Consider the following 16,362-nt stretch of genomic DNA (forward strand, 5'->3'; position numbering starts at 1 on the left):
CTAGTTTCCGTTCTTCAGCTTTGAGGCCTTCTCTATCGCTTCCTCGATCGCGCCTACCATATAGAATGCCTGTTCCGGCAGGTCGTCGAGCTTGCCTTCAAGTATCATCCTAAAACCGTGTATGGTATCGGTGAGCTTTACATATTTCCCTTTTATGCCTGTGTAAGCCTCCGCTACGAAGAAGGGCTGGGAGAAGAATTTTTGGATCTTCCTTGCGCGGGACACCAGCAATTTGTCCTCGTCCGAGAGTTCGTCAATGCCAAGGATCGCTATGATATCGCGGAGGTCTTTATACCTCTGCAATACTTTCTGCACGTTGAGCGCTGTGTTATAGTGCTCTTCCCCGACTATCCTGGGTTCCAGTATCTTGGATGTTGAGTCGAGCGGGTCCACCGCCGGGTATATTCCGAGCTCCGATATCTGGCGAGAGAGCACCATCTTCGCGTCGAGGTGCGAGAATGTGGTAGCCGGCGCCGGGTCCGTGATATCGTCGGCCGGCACATATACCGCTTGCACCGAGGTTATCGATCCGCGTTTTGTGGATACTATGCGCTCCTGAAGTTGCGCCATCTCCGTAGCGAGGCTTGGCTGGTAACCTACGGCGGACGGCATCCTTCCGAGGAGCGTTGATACCTCCGAACCCGCTTGCACATATCTGTAGATATTATCAATGAAAAGCAGAACATCCATGCCTTCTTCATCCCGGAAATGCTCGGCGATCGTCAGGGCTGAGAGGCCTACCCTGAAGCGTGCGCCGGGTGGCTCACTCATCTCTCCGAATACGAGGGCGGTCTTCTTTAATACGCCCGACCTGCTAAGTTCAAGCCAGAGATCGTTCCCTTCCCTTGTGCGTTCCCCTATTCCTCCGAAGACGGACACGCCCGAATGTTCGCTGGCGATAGTCCGTATAAGTTCCATAACTATTACGGTCTTGCCCACGCCCGCTCCGCCGAAGAGACCTATCTTTCCTCCTCTGGGATAAGGCGCGAGGAGGTCGATTACCTTTATCCCTGTTTCAAGCATTGCGGAAACAGGGAGCTGTTCCTGAAATGAAGGCGGTTCTCTGTGTATGCTGTTGCACTTTTCAGGATGCGGTATGGGCCCCAGGCCGTCTATAGTTTCTCCCAGAAGATTAAAGACTCTGCCGAGCGTCTGTTCTCCTATCGGTACCTTTATAGGCACCCCGAGGCTCCTTGCCTTCATGCCGCGCACCAGCCCATCGGTGGGGCCCATAGAGATACAGCGGGCGGTATTGTTCCCTATCAATTGTTCCACTTCGAGAGTCAGAGCTATCTTCCTTTCCGGATCTTCAATCTTTACCGCGCTAAAGATCTCGGGCGTTTCCATCTCCGGAAAACGTATATCTACCACCGGTCCTATAACCTGTATTATCTCGCCCTCTGCCATAACTACCCTTTCAGTGCCTCGGCGGATGCCGCTATCTCCAGCACTTCCTTTGTGATAGCAAACTGCCTTGCTTTATTACGCGCAAGCGTCAGCTGTTCGGTGAGATCGTCCGCATTATCCGTCGCTGTTTTCATTGCCAGCATACGGGCCGAATGCTCGGATGTGAACGCTTCCAGCAATATCTCGCGCATCTTATAGGTTACATATTTCGGGATCATCGAATTAAGTATAGATTTTGCCGAAGGCTCAAAAGTATAGTAGCTTCTTGGTCTCTCCGGAGATTCTATATTGAGCAGCTTCTCTGCCATTGGCGCGTGGCGCAGTGAAGCTTTAAAATGCGAATATACGACATATACTTCGTCGGTTTCGCCTTTTACGAACATATTTATCAGATCCTTCGCGATCTCATCGGAGAGTTTTGAAGAGTATCGTCCGTAAAGGCCAAGATATGAATGCGCCATGCGGAATCCATTTTTTTGAAAATAGTCGTATCCTTCCCTGCCAACCGCTACTATGCTTACGGTGGGAGAGTCGAGGTCTTTTAAAAATCGTTCGGCATATTTTATCACGTTATCATTGTACGCGCCGCATAGCCCCGTATCCGATGTCACGACGCACAGGGCCGAACTTTTTATGTGCGCCTTTTTTTCAAGCAAAATATTTTTTAACCCCGGCGAATCGGACAAGAGATCATATAGCATATTCTCGAGACTGGCGAGATACGGTTTTGTGAAAAAAAACGATGTCTTCACTTTGCTTAATTTTGACGCGGAGACCATCTCCATGGCCCTTGTTATCTTACGGGTATTCCCGATCGACTTTATCCTGACCTTTATCTGCCGTAAATTATGCGCTGGTATCATTTAATGGTATTCCTGAATCCGGTTTTGAATGATTCTATGGCTTTATTAAGTTTTTCCTTCAGCGGATCATCAAGAACCCTCTTCGCTTCGATCTCGCGCTCTATATCCGGATGAGTCGAATCGATATATTTATAGAATTCAATCTCAAATTTTCGGATCACAGATATCTTCAAATCGTCCAGAAATCCATTTGTCGCGGCATAAATAATCATTACCTGTTTCCCCAGCCCGAGCGTATCGTATTGCCCCTGTTTCAATATCTCGACCATTCGCTCTCCGCGATGCAGCTGTGCCTGCGTGGTCTTATCGAGCTCCGACCCAAACTGGGAGAAAGCGATAAGCTCCCTGTACTGCGCCAGGTCCAGCCTCAACCTTCCGGCTACCTGCTTCATGGCCTTCTCCTGGGCGTTACCGCCTACCCGCGAGACCGATAAGCCCACATTGATCGCAGGGCGTACGCCTGCATAGAACAGGTCGGTTTCGAGATATATCTGGCCGTCGGTGATAGATATGACGTTCGTCGGTATGTAACTCGTTATGTCTCCCGCTTGCGTCTCTATTATCGGAAGCGCGGTGATGGACCCTCCCCCGAGCTTGTCGCTCAGCTTTGCCGCGCGCTCCAGTAGCCTCGAATGCAGATAGAAGATATCTCCCGGGTATGCTTCCCTGCCCGGAGGCCTTCTCAATAGGAGCGAAAGCTGTCTGTAGGCCTGCGCGTGTTTTGAGAGATCGTCATATATGACCAGTACGTCTTTCCCTAAATGCATGAACTCTTCCGCCATGGCGCAGGCTGAATAAGGGGCCAGATACTGCAGTGAGGCCGATGCGCGCGATGAAGCGCTTACGATAATCGTATGCTCCATTGCGCCATACTGCTTAAGCGTCTCCGAGACGGATACTATGCTCGACATCTTCTGCCCGATAGCTACATAGATGCAGTAAACGCCTTTACCCTTCTGGTTGATTATCGTATCGATCGCGATAGCTGTCTTGCCTGTCTGGCGGTCCGCGATTATGAGTTCACGTTGTCCGCGGCCTATGGGGATCATTGAATCGATAGCTTTTATGCCTGTATAGAGCGGCTGGGTGACAGGCTGCCGGTCTATGACGCCCGGCGACCTTGCCTCGACGGGCCGGTGTCTATTCGTGGCGATGGGTCCTTTGCCGTCTCTCGGATGTCCGAGTGCGCTAACGACCCTTCCTAAAAGGGCTTCTCCTACCGGCACCTGAGCGATCTTCCCCGTCCGCTTTACGATCTCGCCTTCCCGTATCTCTTTTTCATCTCCCAGTATGACTATGCCTACGCTATCCTCCTCCAGATTGAAGACTATCCCTTCGGTGCCGTCTTTAAACGTGACAAGCTCGCCCACCATGACATCATCTAACCCGTACACGAGGGCTATCCCGTCACCGACCTGCAGGACCGTTCCGACCGATTCGACCCTGAGCCTGGTTCGGTATTTCTCTAATTCTTTCTTAATTATGGCTGTTACTTCATGCGGCTGCAGATGCATATCATACCACCTTCAGTACGTCGAGCTTTTTTTTCATATCTTCCAGGCGTTTTTTGACGGACCCGTCTATTATTAAATTTCCTATTTGCGCATACGCGCCGCCGACCAGGTCTGCGTCAAGCTGAATATATAGATGGATCTTCCTGCTTATGCGCTGCTCAAGAGCGTTTTTTATCCTATGGAGCGTATTCGTCTCAAGCGGATAGCTTGTCTTAAGGAGCGTGTCGGCTTCAGCGCCGTGAGCGTAATGTATGCGCGTATATTCCGCTATGTCGACGAATAGATCGATGCGTTTGGCTTCGATAAGCAGTTTGAGAAAGTGTATCAGCTCATCATTAAATTCATTTTTAAATACAGCGTTGACGACTTCATCCTTTTCGGAGTTTGTTATCGCGGGACTCTCGAGAAACTCTTTAAGGTTCGGGTTGTCGCGCATAATGCGCTTTGCCCTATGCAGCTCATCCAGGCCCTGCACGAAACCGATCGTCTCTTTAGCGTATGCTAAAAATGCGTTTGCGTACCTCTTTGACACTATCTCTTCCCTGATCACTTTTTCTCGATCCCCTTAAGAAAATCTTCGACCAGCCGCCTGTCGCTTTCCTCGGAAAGCTTCTCCTGAATGACCTTCTCGGCCACCCGTATGGTCAGGTCCACGATGTCATCCTTAAGCTCTTCTCTGGCTTTCGCGACTTCGTCCTTGATATTAGATTTTGCCTTATCAATGATCTTTTCCGAGTCCAGCTCAGCCTTGGCTTTCAATTCTTCGGCAAGTACGCGGCCCTGGTCCACCGCCTCCCGTATCTTCGCCTTAGCTTCATCGTCTATATCGGCAAGCTTCTTTTCGTACTCTCCTTTAATCCGCGAAAGAGTCTCTTTGGCCTCTTCGATCCTCTTAAACTCGGACGAGACAGTCTCCCGCCTCTTGTCGATAATGCCGAGGAACTTCTTCCACAGAAAGCTCCGCATTATTACAAGCAGTATCAGAAAGCATATTATCTGGGCGACCAGCTCATTTGTGTTGAGAAGTTTCAGCAGGCCCATTCAGTATTTCCTTAAATTTTCCCTGCCAGGCTAAAAGCGAAGACAAGCGCATAGATCGTTATGGCCTCAATGAACGCGCAGCCGGTAGCCATATTTATCAATATCTTCATCGACGCTTCCGGTTGCCTGCCCGTCGCCTCCATCGCTGCCGCTACCGCCCTGCCCAGCGCTATAGCCGAGCCGAAAGCGGCTATCCCCAGACCTATGGGAAGGCCGAACGATAACATCGTCTTATAATCCATCTCCTACCTCCTTGTTTATTCAGCCGTACTGTATGCCAAGTGCCGATATCCCTGATATCGGCCTAGTTTATTCAGCCTTATTGTAGGCTAAGTGCCGATATCTCTGATATCGGCCTTTTCTTCGCGGGTTAATGCTAACGCAAAATATATTGTCGTCAAAAGACAGAATACCGAGGCCTGCACGACCGCGGCAAGGGCGGCAATGAACATATTGAATAATAAGAGCGGTACCCCTTTAAGGCCGAAGCCCGCGAGCACCGCGAGCAGCATGTCATCGCCCCATATATTGGACCGGAGCCTGAGCGATAGGCTTATGGGCCTTACAAGTTCTGAGATGATATGCAGAAATAGCATCAGTAATGGTATGACCACCGATGCCGCCAGTATTCCCCTGGGTTTCCCCATAAGATGGTCGACGAATCCCAATAACCCGAGCTCCTTCAATGTGGTGTACTGCAGATAGACGAATACGCATAACGCGAGCGCAAGAGTTACGGACCAGTTCGATGTGGGCGCTTTCATGAAAGGCACGAGGCTTATGAGGTTCATGGATAGTATGTATATGAAGAGAGTCCCTATGAAAGGCGTAAAACGCCTTCCCTTGGGCCCGAGTATGCCGCATATGAATGAGTCAAATCCTCCTACGAACATTTCGAACGCCGACTGCAGCCTTCCGGGGATCATCCTGAGGCGCCGGGACGCGACTATAGTAATCAGCGAAATGGCGGCTATAACTATCAAAGAGAAGATGACATTCTCGTAATGGGACAGGTTTCTCAGTACCGGGATATCTTTAAAATGCTCCGAGATAATAGTTACGATATTCGGAAGCTCGTGGCTTGCTACGCTCGCTTCGGCCATATATTCATAATTCCTATAATTAATAGCGTAAGCCCTATCCCGGTTAAAAGGCTCATTACCGGAAAGAGTTTATATTTTAAGATGAAGAATCCCCCAATATACAATACCGGGAACTTTATTATAAGCGCCCTGGTTATTCTTTTTGGTTCTTTCTGCAGAAGCGCCATCTCAAAGAGGCTCACTGTTAGCGAGTAGTTTATAACGCACCATAGTATGCCCGCCATTAAGCCTGCCGCCCAATCGATTTCGTTCCGGAAAAGCAGCATGGCCCCTGCGGCGGCGCCCGTCAGGTATGCGGTCTTCCTGACGCTTCTTACGATATCATTCATTACCGCTCCTTGGTCCTGAGGGCGATCTTTATTATTCTGATGGTCTCCTGGACGCTTGCTATGAAACCCAGTATAACACAAATAACTGCTGTGTAGCCAGGCAAAGTAAATTTTTTTATCAATAGATCAGCTATAAGATATCCGCCAAGCGGCCCGCCTGCCAGAATTATGGGAATGACCGCCAAGAGCCCTGCTGTCCTCACCCATCTATACAGCTCTTCGCTCTTCATTAGGCAATAGTCTCTGCCAATATGACGGCAACTTTCTCCGCCGCCGTCTCTACGCTTTTGGATACGGCCTTGCCGAAATCGATCCTTTTTGGCTGAATGCCTATTACGGTAGCCTGACATCCGCATGAATTCACAAGGTAATCTATCAGTATCTTCGCGGGCATCTTGTGGGTCGAAAAAGATGCGCCGCCTCCTACGTCTTCGGGTTTGAAGAGATAGATCGATCCGGCTCTCTTTCCGGCATCTATAGTATCGATCATTATAAGGTGCGAGGGCTTAAATTTTTTGATCTCACCGGTGAGGTTTTCAGGCGCTGTTTCTCCGAAGAATATTTTTACGGGGACGCGGGCTTTTCGTTTGGATAATTTATCTTTCAGGCTGCGGGCGGCGAGCATACCGGAAACGTCGTCGGCCCTGAGATCAGAACCTATGCCGAGGACGGCAATTTTTTCGGCGTTATGAAATCTATTTTTTAACGTCTTCCTTAATGTCCGCACCGAATATCACTTTCAGTTTTTTCTTATCGAGAACGGCGAGCTCGAACTCTTTAGTGGATTCCAGCGCTTTTTTCATGCAGGAGTCTACGCACTGAGCGCAATATATGCATTTTGCGAGATTGAACTCCGCTTCAAATTTCTTATCCCCGACTTTATTGATGGTTATGGCATTTGACGGGCAATCCCTGACGCACATCTTGCAGCCTATGCATAATTCCGGGTGGAAGATTATCTTTCCCCTGTAGCGATCCGGCATTGCGCTCTTCTTGAAAGGGTATTGCGACGTCGCCGGTTTCTTGAAAAGGGACTCAAGCACCTGTTTTACCATCTTTCCGGGCCTGATCATTTCGTGAGCACCCCTTTCATGATGAGGCATATGAGCATCTGGAGGAATGCGAACGGCGATACGTATTTCCAGCAGAATTCCACCATCTGGTCCATTCTGAAGCGCGCGAAGACTGTGCGCGCGAGCGACATGATCGCTATTATAAATAATAGTTTGGCTATATATACGGGAAACCCGAGTACTGCCGGAAGCCCGAATCCGAACGGCAGATAGACGGCCGCGACAAGCGACGCGCCTACGATCGTCTCCACATTGATGGAAAGCCTGAAGAGCGCCAATAGCCTGCCGCTGTATTCGGTGAAGGTACCTCCGACGATCTCCGTCTCGGCTTCGGGCGTGTCGAACGGCACCTTTTCCAGTTTTCCCAATAACGCGATTATCGATATGACAAACCCTATCAGGTTAAAGAGCCAGTACCAGTGGTGACTGCTGTAGAAGAGCGCCATTTCGCTGAGTGACCAGGTATTGGCAAGCATGGCCGGCGCCAGTATGCACATTAATAACGGTACTTCATACGCGAAAAGCTGCGTGAGCGACCTGATGGCGCCGATCTTAGAATATAATGAGGTTGAATACCATCCGCCCAGAAAGTATGTAAGGGTCGGTATCGTCAGCAGATATATTGTCACTATCAGGTCCCCGTTAAACGAGTAAAGCGCCTGCGTATGCCAGAGAGGTATATAGAACGAAGCTGTGATAGTGGCTGTTAACGCGAATATAGGCATCGCTTTAAACATCCTGGGGTTAGCTTCCGCCGGTATTATAGATTCTTTCGAGACGAGCTTTATAAAGTCGGCCCATGGCTGGAACCATGGCGGCCCGACTCTGTTTTGCAGTCTGGCATATAATTTGCGGTCGATAAATTCCGCGGCCAGCCCGGCTGTGCCGAGAAACAAAAAGCCGGGAAATATGACAATATTGAACAGGTCTAATAACATCTTATAGCCTCTTGAGCGAATTTCTTGTTAAGTTTCGAGAAGTCGATACCGTTCGAACGGTGCCATTCTATGCCGTGTAAACGCAGCTCTTCCCACTTTACGATGTGGGGTGACCTCTTATTAAGATCTTTGACAGTGATAAGCCTGTCAGTGCATGAAAAGCACGGGTCTATCGCCGCGATCACTATAGGAAGATCCGCAAGCTGCCTGTCCTCAAGCATCTTCGCTACCGTCTGAATGTTCGCCAGGGTCGGAGCCCTCACTTTTACTCTTTCGGGCTTATCGGTGCCATTGGCCTTCACATAGTGGACGTCCTCGCCTCTGGGGGCCTCGTAACGGCTGAAGGCTTCTCCGGCGGGTATCTTGCGCGGAGACTTTATCGCTATAGGGCCGTCCGGTATATTTTTTAAGGCCGTGCGGATCAGGCGATATGACTCCATCAGCTCACCCATCCTAACGAGCGTCCGGCCGTATACGTCATTATGGTCATCCGTAACGATCTTGAAATCCAGTTCTGCGTAAGCCGCATAAGGGTCGTCGCGTCTCGTGTCTCTGGCTACATTTGAAGCTCGCGCGGTAGGCCCGACAGCTCCGAGAGATAACGCGTCCTCGCGCGAGAGCATTCCTACTCCCGACAGCCTCTGAATTAAAGTGGTCTCTTCTTTTGCTACCTGGATGTAATACTTTGTTCTCTCTTCCAGAATATCCATGGCCTTTAAGATGTGTTCTATGTGCTCGGGGCTAAGATCGCGCTTTACGCCCCCTATCACATTCATGCCGTAATTGACGCGATTACCGGTCAGTTCCGCAAGGATGTCCATTACCACTTCGCGGTCGCGCCATGTATACATCAGGAGAGTATCAAATCCTACCTCATGGCCGGCGACGCCGAGCCACAAGAGATGGCTGTGTATTCTCTCCAATTCGCCTATTATCGAGCGGATGTAAAGGGCCCTGCGCGGAGTCTCCAGTCCGGCTATCTCTTCGACGGCCTGGGCGAAGCATGTAGCGTGTGTGTGCGAGCATATACCGCATATACGTTCGATAAGATAGATATCCTGTAGGTACGTTCTGGCTTCACACGCTTTCTCTATGCCGCGATGATTATATCCGAGCCGGGCGCTGAACGCCATTATCCTCTCGCCCGCCAAAGTGACGCTGAAGCTCTCGGGCTCTTTCAGCGCCGGATGCTGGGGGCCTATCGGTATTACGACTTTACGCATTATATTTTTTCCTCCTCATCTGGTAACGCACCGGATGCGGCGGTGCCTTTTGGCTTCCAGTCTTTCCTCAGCGGGTGCTCATCTTTAGGCCAATCATCCGGAAGCGGATAGCGATTGCCTTTTGTGAGCCCTTCTACCTCGGCTCCTAAAAGGTCCATGACCTCTCTTTCGTAAATATCGGAATTCGGAAAATATTTAAAGACGGACTTGATCACGGGTTTATCTTTCGGCACAGAGAATTTCAGGCTGAAAGTTATCCCGTCAGTGCGGGCCATATGATATATGAAGCCAAGCGCCTGGCCTTCATCGAGGCCGGTTATCGTGCACAGGATAGAGAATTTGAGATCCTCTTTGGCATACACAAAGACTTCCTCGAAACCCTCCGCAGGGGTCTCGGCGACGACCCTCCTCACCCGCTGCACCTTAGCCTTATCCTTGAGAAACGGAAATTTCTTTAGGAGCTCCTGAACTATATTTTCTTCTTTAGTCATAAATTTTACTTTTTCTCTTCCAGGCTGGCCAATAACTTTACAACGCCGTCTATTATCGCCTTAGGGCTGGCCGGGCATCCGGGTATGTATGCGGATACCGGAATGACCTGGTCTATTCCCGATTCTACGCAATAGCATCCGTCGAAGACTCCGCCTGAGCAGGAACAGCTTCCCACTGCCACTACAAATTTCGGCTCAGCCATCTGGTCATATATCCTTTTAAGTCTGTCTTTTGTCTGTTTCGTTACGGGGCCGGAGCAGACCAGCACATCGGCGTGTTTCGGAGCGCCTTTCAACTGCACCCCGAAACGTTCTACATCGTAACGCGGCGTAAGGGCGGCGACTATCTCGATATCACAGGCGTTACAGGCCCCCGTATTAAAATGGATTATCCACGGCGACTTAATCCTCGACCAGGTTACTATTTTCTTGATCAGCTCCATATTATCTCCTGAGCAGTATCGTAAGTCCCGCCGTCGCCCCCGCCAGATATATTACCGCGATGGCAAAGGAGTTCGTCGTCTCGATAGGTATAGTCGCTATGGTCAACGCCACCACGTGCAGTACCGTGAAAAGAAACGCAAACGGAAAAAATTGGCTATAATCGGGCTGCATCAAATGGGTCTTAACGTCTTCTCCGCAGGCATACGATGTCCCTATATCTTCCGGAGGGTTTTTCGATTTTAGCGAAAGCCTGGATAGGACTCCGGAGAAGATAGTGGTCATTAAAAGCACCGTAACGAAACATATCGGAGGAGTCAATAATAGCTTATTCATCATTTATCCCTTCAGCCTCTTTAATTCCCTTACGTCGAGCGAGTCATTGGATCTGAATACCCGCAGAGCTATGCCGCTGGCTATCGCGGCGACCACAACCTCTATCACTATTATAGTTATCACCATGGCCTGAGTTACAGCCGTGCGCCCTGTTATGTAGCCGGCCACTATCACCAGCAGTGTCACCGCTTTTATCAATAGCTCGAGCCCTATTATGGTCCGTATCAGGTTGCGCGTCACGAGTATGCAATAGAGCCCGCAGACGAAAGTCAGTACGATGAAAAAGCCGAACATTAAGAAAACATGCCAGGACTCACCACTCATCTCTTCTTCTCTCCTCAAATAGTATTACCACCCCGAGCGCGCCTATGATGACCACGATTATCTGCCCGATCATATCCAACTGTCGCATATTCCACATTACGTATCTCACGTCTTTCAGCGCGCCTTCCGTCACGGGCGGCACGGTGATATTGCTCTTTATCTTTATCAGAGTGAGAACTATACTCGTTATGATCATCAATATGGGAAGGTATCCGAACCTCTTATTCCTCTCCTTGGAAGATTCCACTATCTCCTTATTCGTTAGCGGTTTCGTCAGGCTTATTGTGCTGACGAATACGACCGTTATCAGGCCCGTGCAGACGGAGAGCTCAAACACAGCGGCCAGCGGCGAATTCAGCCTGAACATGAGTATAGTTATAACAGCACTCGTAACTGCAAGCCCTATAGCGGCCTTCAATAAGCTTCTGCCCATCACCGTCCATAGTGCGGCCACGATCATTATCACAAGAAGGCCTGAGTCTATAGATATATAAGAAGTCATCATTTCGTTATCAACTCCTGTAGGGGTGCGATGAAGGTATTAAAGACAAACGGAAAAAAGATGCCTGAGGCGACTAGTATCGCCGCGAGTATAATCGACGCCGTTGCTATGCCGGGCCTGGCCTCTTTCAGATGCTCGTTTTCCTTCGCCAATTTACCGAAAAAGGCCCTCCTCTGCATAACCAATAGGTATGCCAGTGTAATAACGCCCGCCATTATCGCTATCACTGAATAGGCATGGCTGCCGGACTGCCAGAGAGCTATGATTATCATCAGCTTTGACCAGAATCCGGATAGAGGCGGTATGCCTGCCGCCGATAATAGCCCTATGACCGAAGTCGCGCCGGTTATAGGCATCTTTGAAGATAACCCTCCCATCTTATCCATGTCTGTCGTTCCGAGCCTTGTCTCAACGGCAGCGGAATTCACGAAAAGAAGAGATTTGAATATCGAGTGATTAAACAGGTGAAATATCGCTCCCGCTATTCCCAGGAACGTCCCCGTGCCGAAACCTACCACTATATAACCCACCTGGCTTATGCTGGAATAAGCCAGCATTCTCTTCATATCGTTTTGCCCCATAGCGGCAAAAGCTCCGACAAGTATGGATAAAGTGCCTATTAGTAGTAGCGTAGATTTCAGGGCAGGGCTAAAGCCTAATATGGCCGTCAGGACCCTTATCAATGTGTATATGCCTGCCACCTTGGTCACGATACCCCCAAGAAGCACCGAGACTGCCGCGGGCGCGGAACTGTAAGAATCCGGAACCCACGCATGGAACGGCACGAGCCCTCCTTTTATCAGAAGGCCGCATATCAGCAATCCGATCGTAACGAGCACGATATTATTGTTCGGCAGGAGCAGAGCTTCCCGGATCGCCGCAAACGATGTGCTGCCGGAGATCATAAAAAGAAGAGCTATCGAAGTAAGTATCATTATCGTAGCGACTGCGGAGAGGATCAGGTATTTGAAAGCGCCTTCAAGAGCATATATATCTTTTTCGAACGCTATAAGCACGAAGGTAGATATCGCGGTCACCTCAAGAAATACATATAACGAGAAAATATCCCTGACTATCACTATCCCGCTCATTCCGATAGACGCTATTATGAGCAGATTTATGAATTTAAAACGCTCTTTCTCGTCATGTATGGTGTTGCGCGCGACCAGGAGCGTGGATATCGAAACTATTCCTATACATAAGAGCATTATGAAACTTAATTGATCCAAAGAGTAATCCGCTTTGAAGAATGAGTCGATATGGCTAAACTCATTGCGCCAGAATATGGGATGGTGGCTTATCGCAAGAAGTATCTGCGAGACGAACAGGATAAGCGCGAACCAGAACGCAAATTTCCTCATTATGTCTTTAAGAGGAAGATTGAGAATCACTATCCCTATAAGCGGCATCAGAATAAGTAGTGACGGCATTATTATTTCTCGCTCTTTACTTTAATAAAAATAAGACTATGATCGCGGTGGTCGCGATCGACCATATTATATACGTCTTGTAGCTTCCGTCGTGCAGATTTCGTATCGCGCCCGTTATCGCCCCGGTCGCCGCAGGAGTGAAGACGTTATAGACCCAGTCCACCGCCCTGTCGCAGGTCCTGCAGCAGGCGGCGAAGATACCGGCCGATCCCATCCCTATATTATAGGGATCGAGCCTGCCTTTTTCGGCGTACTCATAAATAGTCCGAAGCCCCGGAGCGTAATGGATATGGTCCGCGGCTTTCAGGGAGCTTCCCGTGCGCTTTACGCCGTATAGATGATTCAATAAAGCGGCTATCAGGGTTATCACCGTAATCATCACCAGTGTGGAGTTTGCCGGCCACCCCGCAAAATTGTGGCCCTCAAGCCTTGCGCCCAATATGGGCTGAATCAATTTATTAATAGGCAGAGCATTCCATACGCCGAATAGAACGCATGAAGCCGCTATCACTACCATGGGGATGAGCATTGGAAGAGGCGCTTCTTTTACGTCATTCCTGTTCGATTTGCCCATGAATGCTGCATGCCCGAGCTTCAAAAAAGACGCCGCGGTAAGGAACGATCCAAGCGCTGCGGCAACGTAGAATATCATCCCTCTTTCAAGGGCGCCGTCATAGATCAGTTCTTTAGAGAAGAACCCGTTGAACGGCGGCACTCCGGATATCGAAGCCGCTGTTATCAGGAAGCAGATGAACGTCACCGGCATCATCTTCCCCAACCCGCCCAGCTGTTCTAGATCGGTTGTACCGGCCTGCCTCTCGACTGAACCTCCGGTAAGAAACAGACAGCTCTTATACAACGCGTTATTTATCATGTGAAATAGCCCGCCCACTATACCTATGGGCACAAGAGTGCCTATGCCGAGTATCATATAACCGACCTGGCTTACGGCGTGGTAAGCTAATAATCTCTTATAATCTTTCTGCACCAGCGCCATCATTACAGCTCCCAATATGGTGATCGCGCCCACGGTCATCATCGCAAAGCTGGCCCACGAATCAGGCGTAAGCCTGAAGATGTCCAGGGATATCCTTGTCAAAAAGTATATGCCCAATAATTTCTCGAGCGCTCCGGGGAATATCGCCATGAATGGCAGCGGCGCATCGATCGCGGCATCCGGTATCCATGTATGAAACGGCATCGATCCTGCCTTAGCTATCGCTCCCGTCACCATCAGTATGAATGCCAGCCCCCCGAACCCGCTTGCAGCAATGCTTATCTTCGAGATAGTGAGCGTGCCCGCGATGTGGCCGCATATCGCTATCCCAGCCATCATGCAAAGGTCGCTTATTCCTATGATAATAAACATTTTAGTCGCAGTCCTGAAAGCGTCTTTATTGCCGATGGCTATCATTCCCCACAGAGTGATGAGAAGCCCCTCCCAGAAGAATAGCAGCATGATGAGATTATCTGAGAGCGCCGCTCCGTTAACGAGAGCCAATGACATCAATAGAAGTCCGAAAAAGAGGCTCGAATTGATCCTTTCGCGCATGAAGACAATGGAATACAGGATTACAAGAAATCCAAATCCCGCCGATGCCAGTATGGTAAATGCGCTGAAGTGGTAGAGCCTAAACGAGAATTCAAAGCCGAAACCCGCCCAGGGCATCGAAAATGCAGCATTGCTTTTAAAGAGTGAGAACGCTATAAAAAGATTGGCTGCGGCCCCCGCAAGCGTTAACAGGTCCCTGGTCAATCTCATTTTACGCTGGAAAAGGATTATCGCCAGCCCGGCCAGCGCCGGCATTATTATTAAGGATAGGGATAGTTTTTCTATCATATTATATGCCTAACATCTGTTTGATCGTTGTTTGTACGAATGAGGCCGGATATTGAATATATATACCGCCCAGCAGTGAGAGTATTCCAAGGACTGCGACGCTGGCCACCATTATATAGGAACCTTCCCTCGCGGCCGGGGTATTCTCATCACCCATGAATACCATATTGAATAGCCTGAACAGATAGAGTATTGTCATAAAGGCCCCAACCAGAAACGTAAGAGCTATCCATACATTATCGTTGAATGCGCCCGACATGACCATATACTTCGAGAAGAACCCGCCGAATGGCGGCGTGCCCATTACTGAAAAAGCGCAGAACAGAAATGAGATCGCGGTTAAAGGCATCGCGCTGAAAAGCCCGCCCATCTTTGTTATGTCCTTAGTGTGTGTGCCGTGTTCGATTATACCCGCGGAGAGGAAGAGCCCCGCCTTCGCTATGCCGTGCATTAATATATATAAGAGAGCGCCGGCTAACCCTATTCCGCCCCCTAATGTGAGGCCGAGGAATATAAATGCTATCTGGCTCACGGTCGAATACGCTATTATTCGCTTCATGTCCGTTTCGACCAGCGCGGCGCCCGCGGAAACAAGGGCGCTCATTGCCGCTATGACCGGTACTATGGTGTGCCATATAGTCGAGATCGTGAATGTCGCGATGAATAACCTGGCAAACACATAGACGCCGATCTTTACGAGGACCGCCGCATGTAGAAGCGCCGTTACTGGCGATGGCGCGACGCCGGCGTCAGGCAGCCATGTGTGGAACGGCAGAGTTGCCGATTTTGCCAGGATTCCGAATAATATCAGGAGCACTACTATGTCGGGAACGGCCTTCGGGCCCAGCGAGCTCTTTATAACGGCAAGATCGAATGAGCCTGTTTCGGCGTACAATAAGATGAAGCCCATAAGCATCAGCAGGGCTCCGAATACCGTTACGAGGAATGCCTTATCCGCCTTTATCACGTATGATCTTTCCCTGAAAAAGCCTATCAAGCGCCAGCTGGTCAGCGCGGTTATCTCCCAGAAGATATATAGTAATATCAGATTTGCGGAAAATACGAGGCCCATCATCGAACCTATGAAAAGCACGACCATAGTATAGTATTCGGTGCGATTCGGGTAATGGCTTATATAGCCGAATGAATAGATGACTATGATGAAGCTTATAAGCGATGAAACTATCGCCATGAATACTGCTAGAGCGTCCGCTGTGAGGACGAAGTTGAAACCGAGCGGAAACGCGCAAGAGACGGTGACTGTAGTCCCGGACAATACGGTCGGCACCAAGAGCGCCGAAGCCACCAGCGATGCCAGGACAAAGATCGCCGCCGCCCCATTCCTGGCGTGCTCGGAAACCTTTCCGATGATCGGTAGCAGGCATGCCCCTATTACCGGCACGAAGACCGCAGTTAATAACAGGCTGTTATTTGTCATAGAATCCGTTATTTTTAATTATGGTACAAAAAAATTAAGCCCTGCTACTGCTTGCGAGGCGGGCTTTAG

The 16,362-nt window shown here is 49.7% G+C and carries 21 protein-coding genes; all 21 read right to left on the reverse strand.

Annotated elements, in window-relative coordinates:
• Entirely contained in the window at positions 1-1,407 is a 1,407-nt protein-coding gene (gene atpD / locus NTY76_03495) for a F0F1 ATP synthase subunit beta (protein MCX5678155.1), read from the reverse strand.
• 2 nt (positions 1,408-1,409) lie between these two features.
• Positions 1,410-2,270 (reverse strand): ATP synthase F1 subunit gamma, encoded by an 861-nt coding sequence (gene atpG / locus NTY76_03500; protein ID MCX5678156.1) that lies wholly within the window; start codon positions 2,268-2,270, stop codon positions 1,410-1,412.
• A complete protein-coding gene (atpA, locus tag NTY76_03505; protein ID MCX5678157.1) occupies positions 2,267-3,784 on the reverse strand; it encodes a F0F1 ATP synthase subunit alpha in 1,518 nt (505 codons plus the stop codon). Before atpA ends, atpG begins: the two co-directional genes overlap by 4 nt.
• Position 3,785: 1 nt before the next feature.
• The gene (gene atpH / locus NTY76_03510) at positions 3,786-4,334 is read right to left on the reverse strand and encodes an ATP synthase F1 subunit delta (GenBank protein MCX5678158.1); all 549 of its coding nucleotides are present in this window, start codon (positions 4,332-4,334) and stop codon (positions 3,786-3,788) included.
• Complete coding sequence (atpF, locus tag NTY76_03515) at positions 4,331-4,825, reverse strand: F0F1 ATP synthase subunit B (protein ID MCX5678159.1); 495 nt, start codon at positions 4,823-4,825, stop codon at positions 4,331-4,333. Before atpF ends, atpH begins: the two co-directional genes overlap by 4 nt.
• 11 nt (positions 4,826-4,836) lie before the next feature.
• On the reverse strand, positions 4,837-5,067 hold the full coding sequence (locus NTY76_03520; protein ID MCX5678160.1) for an ATP synthase F0 subunit C: 231 nt from the start codon (positions 5,065-5,067) through the stop codon (positions 4,837-4,839).
• An 87-nt stretch (positions 5,068-5,154) separates the two neighbouring features.
• Complete coding sequence (atpB, locus tag NTY76_03525; protein MCX5678161.1) at positions 5,155-5,928, reverse strand: F0F1 ATP synthase subunit A; 774 nt, start codon at positions 5,926-5,928, stop codon at positions 5,155-5,157.
• Positions 5,910-6,257 (reverse strand): hypothetical protein, encoded by a 348-nt coding sequence (locus NTY76_03530; protein ID MCX5678162.1) that lies wholly within the window; start codon positions 6,255-6,257, stop codon positions 5,910-5,912. Before NTY76_03530 ends, atpB begins: the two co-directional genes overlap by 19 nt.
• Complete coding sequence (locus NTY76_03535; protein MCX5678163.1) at positions 6,257-6,487, reverse strand: hypothetical protein; 231 nt, start codon at positions 6,485-6,487, stop codon at positions 6,257-6,259. Before NTY76_03535 ends, NTY76_03530 begins: the two co-directional genes overlap by 1 nt.
• Positions 6,487-6,984, reverse strand: coding sequence for a hydrogenase maturation protease (locus NTY76_03540; GenBank protein MCX5678164.1), 498 nt, complete (start codon positions 6,982-6,984; stop codon positions 6,487-6,489). Before NTY76_03540 ends, NTY76_03535 begins: the two co-directional genes overlap by 1 nt.
• Positions 6,953-7,330, reverse strand: coding sequence for a 4Fe-4S binding protein (locus tag NTY76_03545; protein ID MCX5678165.1), 378 nt, complete (start codon positions 7,328-7,330; stop codon positions 6,953-6,955). The genes NTY76_03540 and NTY76_03545 overlap by 32 nt, the downstream gene beginning before the upstream one ends.
• Entirely contained in the window at positions 7,327-8,268 is a 942-nt protein-coding gene (locus NTY76_03550; protein ID MCX5678166.1) for an NADH-quinone oxidoreductase subunit H, read from the reverse strand. Before NTY76_03550 ends, NTY76_03545 begins: the two co-directional genes overlap by 4 nt.
• A complete protein-coding gene (locus NTY76_03555) occupies positions 8,259-9,491 on the reverse strand; it encodes a nickel-dependent hydrogenase large subunit (protein ID MCX5678167.1) in 1,233 nt (410 codons plus the stop codon). The genes NTY76_03550 and NTY76_03555 overlap by 10 nt, the downstream gene beginning before the upstream one ends.
• The gene (locus tag NTY76_03560; GenBank protein MCX5678168.1) at positions 9,491-9,982 is read right to left on the reverse strand and encodes an NADH-quinone oxidoreductase subunit C; all 492 of its coding nucleotides are present in this window, start codon (positions 9,980-9,982) and stop codon (positions 9,491-9,493) included. Before NTY76_03560 ends, NTY76_03555 begins: the two co-directional genes overlap by 1 nt.
• Before the next feature lie 5 nt (positions 9,983-9,987).
• Positions 9,988-10,425 carry an NADH-quinone oxidoreductase subunit NuoB gene (nuoB, locus tag NTY76_03565; protein MCX5678169.1) on the reverse strand — a complete coding sequence of 146 codons (438 nt, stop codon included), beginning with the start codon at positions 10,423-10,425 and terminating at the stop codon, positions 9,988-9,990.
• 1 nt (position 10,426) lies between these two features.
• Positions 10,427-10,762, reverse strand: a complete 336-nt coding sequence (locus NTY76_03570) for a hypothetical protein (GenBank protein ID MCX5678170.1) — start codon at positions 10,760-10,762, stop codon at positions 10,427-10,429.
• Positions 10,763-11,083, reverse strand: coding sequence for an NADH-quinone oxidoreductase subunit K (locus tag NTY76_03575; GenBank protein MCX5678171.1), 321 nt, complete (start codon positions 11,081-11,083; stop codon positions 10,763-10,765). It abuts the gene before it with no gap.
• Entirely contained in the window at positions 11,073-11,588 is a 516-nt protein-coding gene (locus tag NTY76_03580; GenBank protein ID MCX5678172.1) for a hypothetical protein, read from the reverse strand. Before NTY76_03580 ends, NTY76_03575 begins: the two co-directional genes overlap by 11 nt.
• A complete protein-coding gene (locus NTY76_03585) occupies positions 11,585-13,015 on the reverse strand; it encodes a proton-conducting transporter membrane subunit (GenBank protein ID MCX5678173.1) in 1,431 nt (476 codons plus the stop codon). The genes NTY76_03580 and NTY76_03585 overlap by 4 nt, the downstream gene beginning before the upstream one ends.
• A gap of 16 nt (positions 13,016-13,031) precedes the next feature.
• Entirely contained in the window at positions 13,032-14,855 is a 1,824-nt protein-coding gene (locus NTY76_03590; protein MCX5678174.1) for a proton-conducting transporter membrane subunit, read from the reverse strand.
• Position 14,856: 1 nt separating this feature from the next.
• On the reverse strand, positions 14,857-16,293 hold the full coding sequence (locus NTY76_03595; GenBank protein ID MCX5678175.1) for an NADH-quinone oxidoreductase subunit L: 1,437 nt from the start codon (positions 16,291-16,293) through the stop codon (positions 14,857-14,859).
• Positions 16,294-16,362 lie beyond the last annotated feature (69 nt).

Source organism: Candidatus Omnitrophota bacterium (assembly GCA_026387175.1).
Lineage (GTDB): Bacteria > Omnitrophota > Gorgyraeia > 2-01-FULL-45-10 > 2-01-FULL-45-10 > CAIMPC01.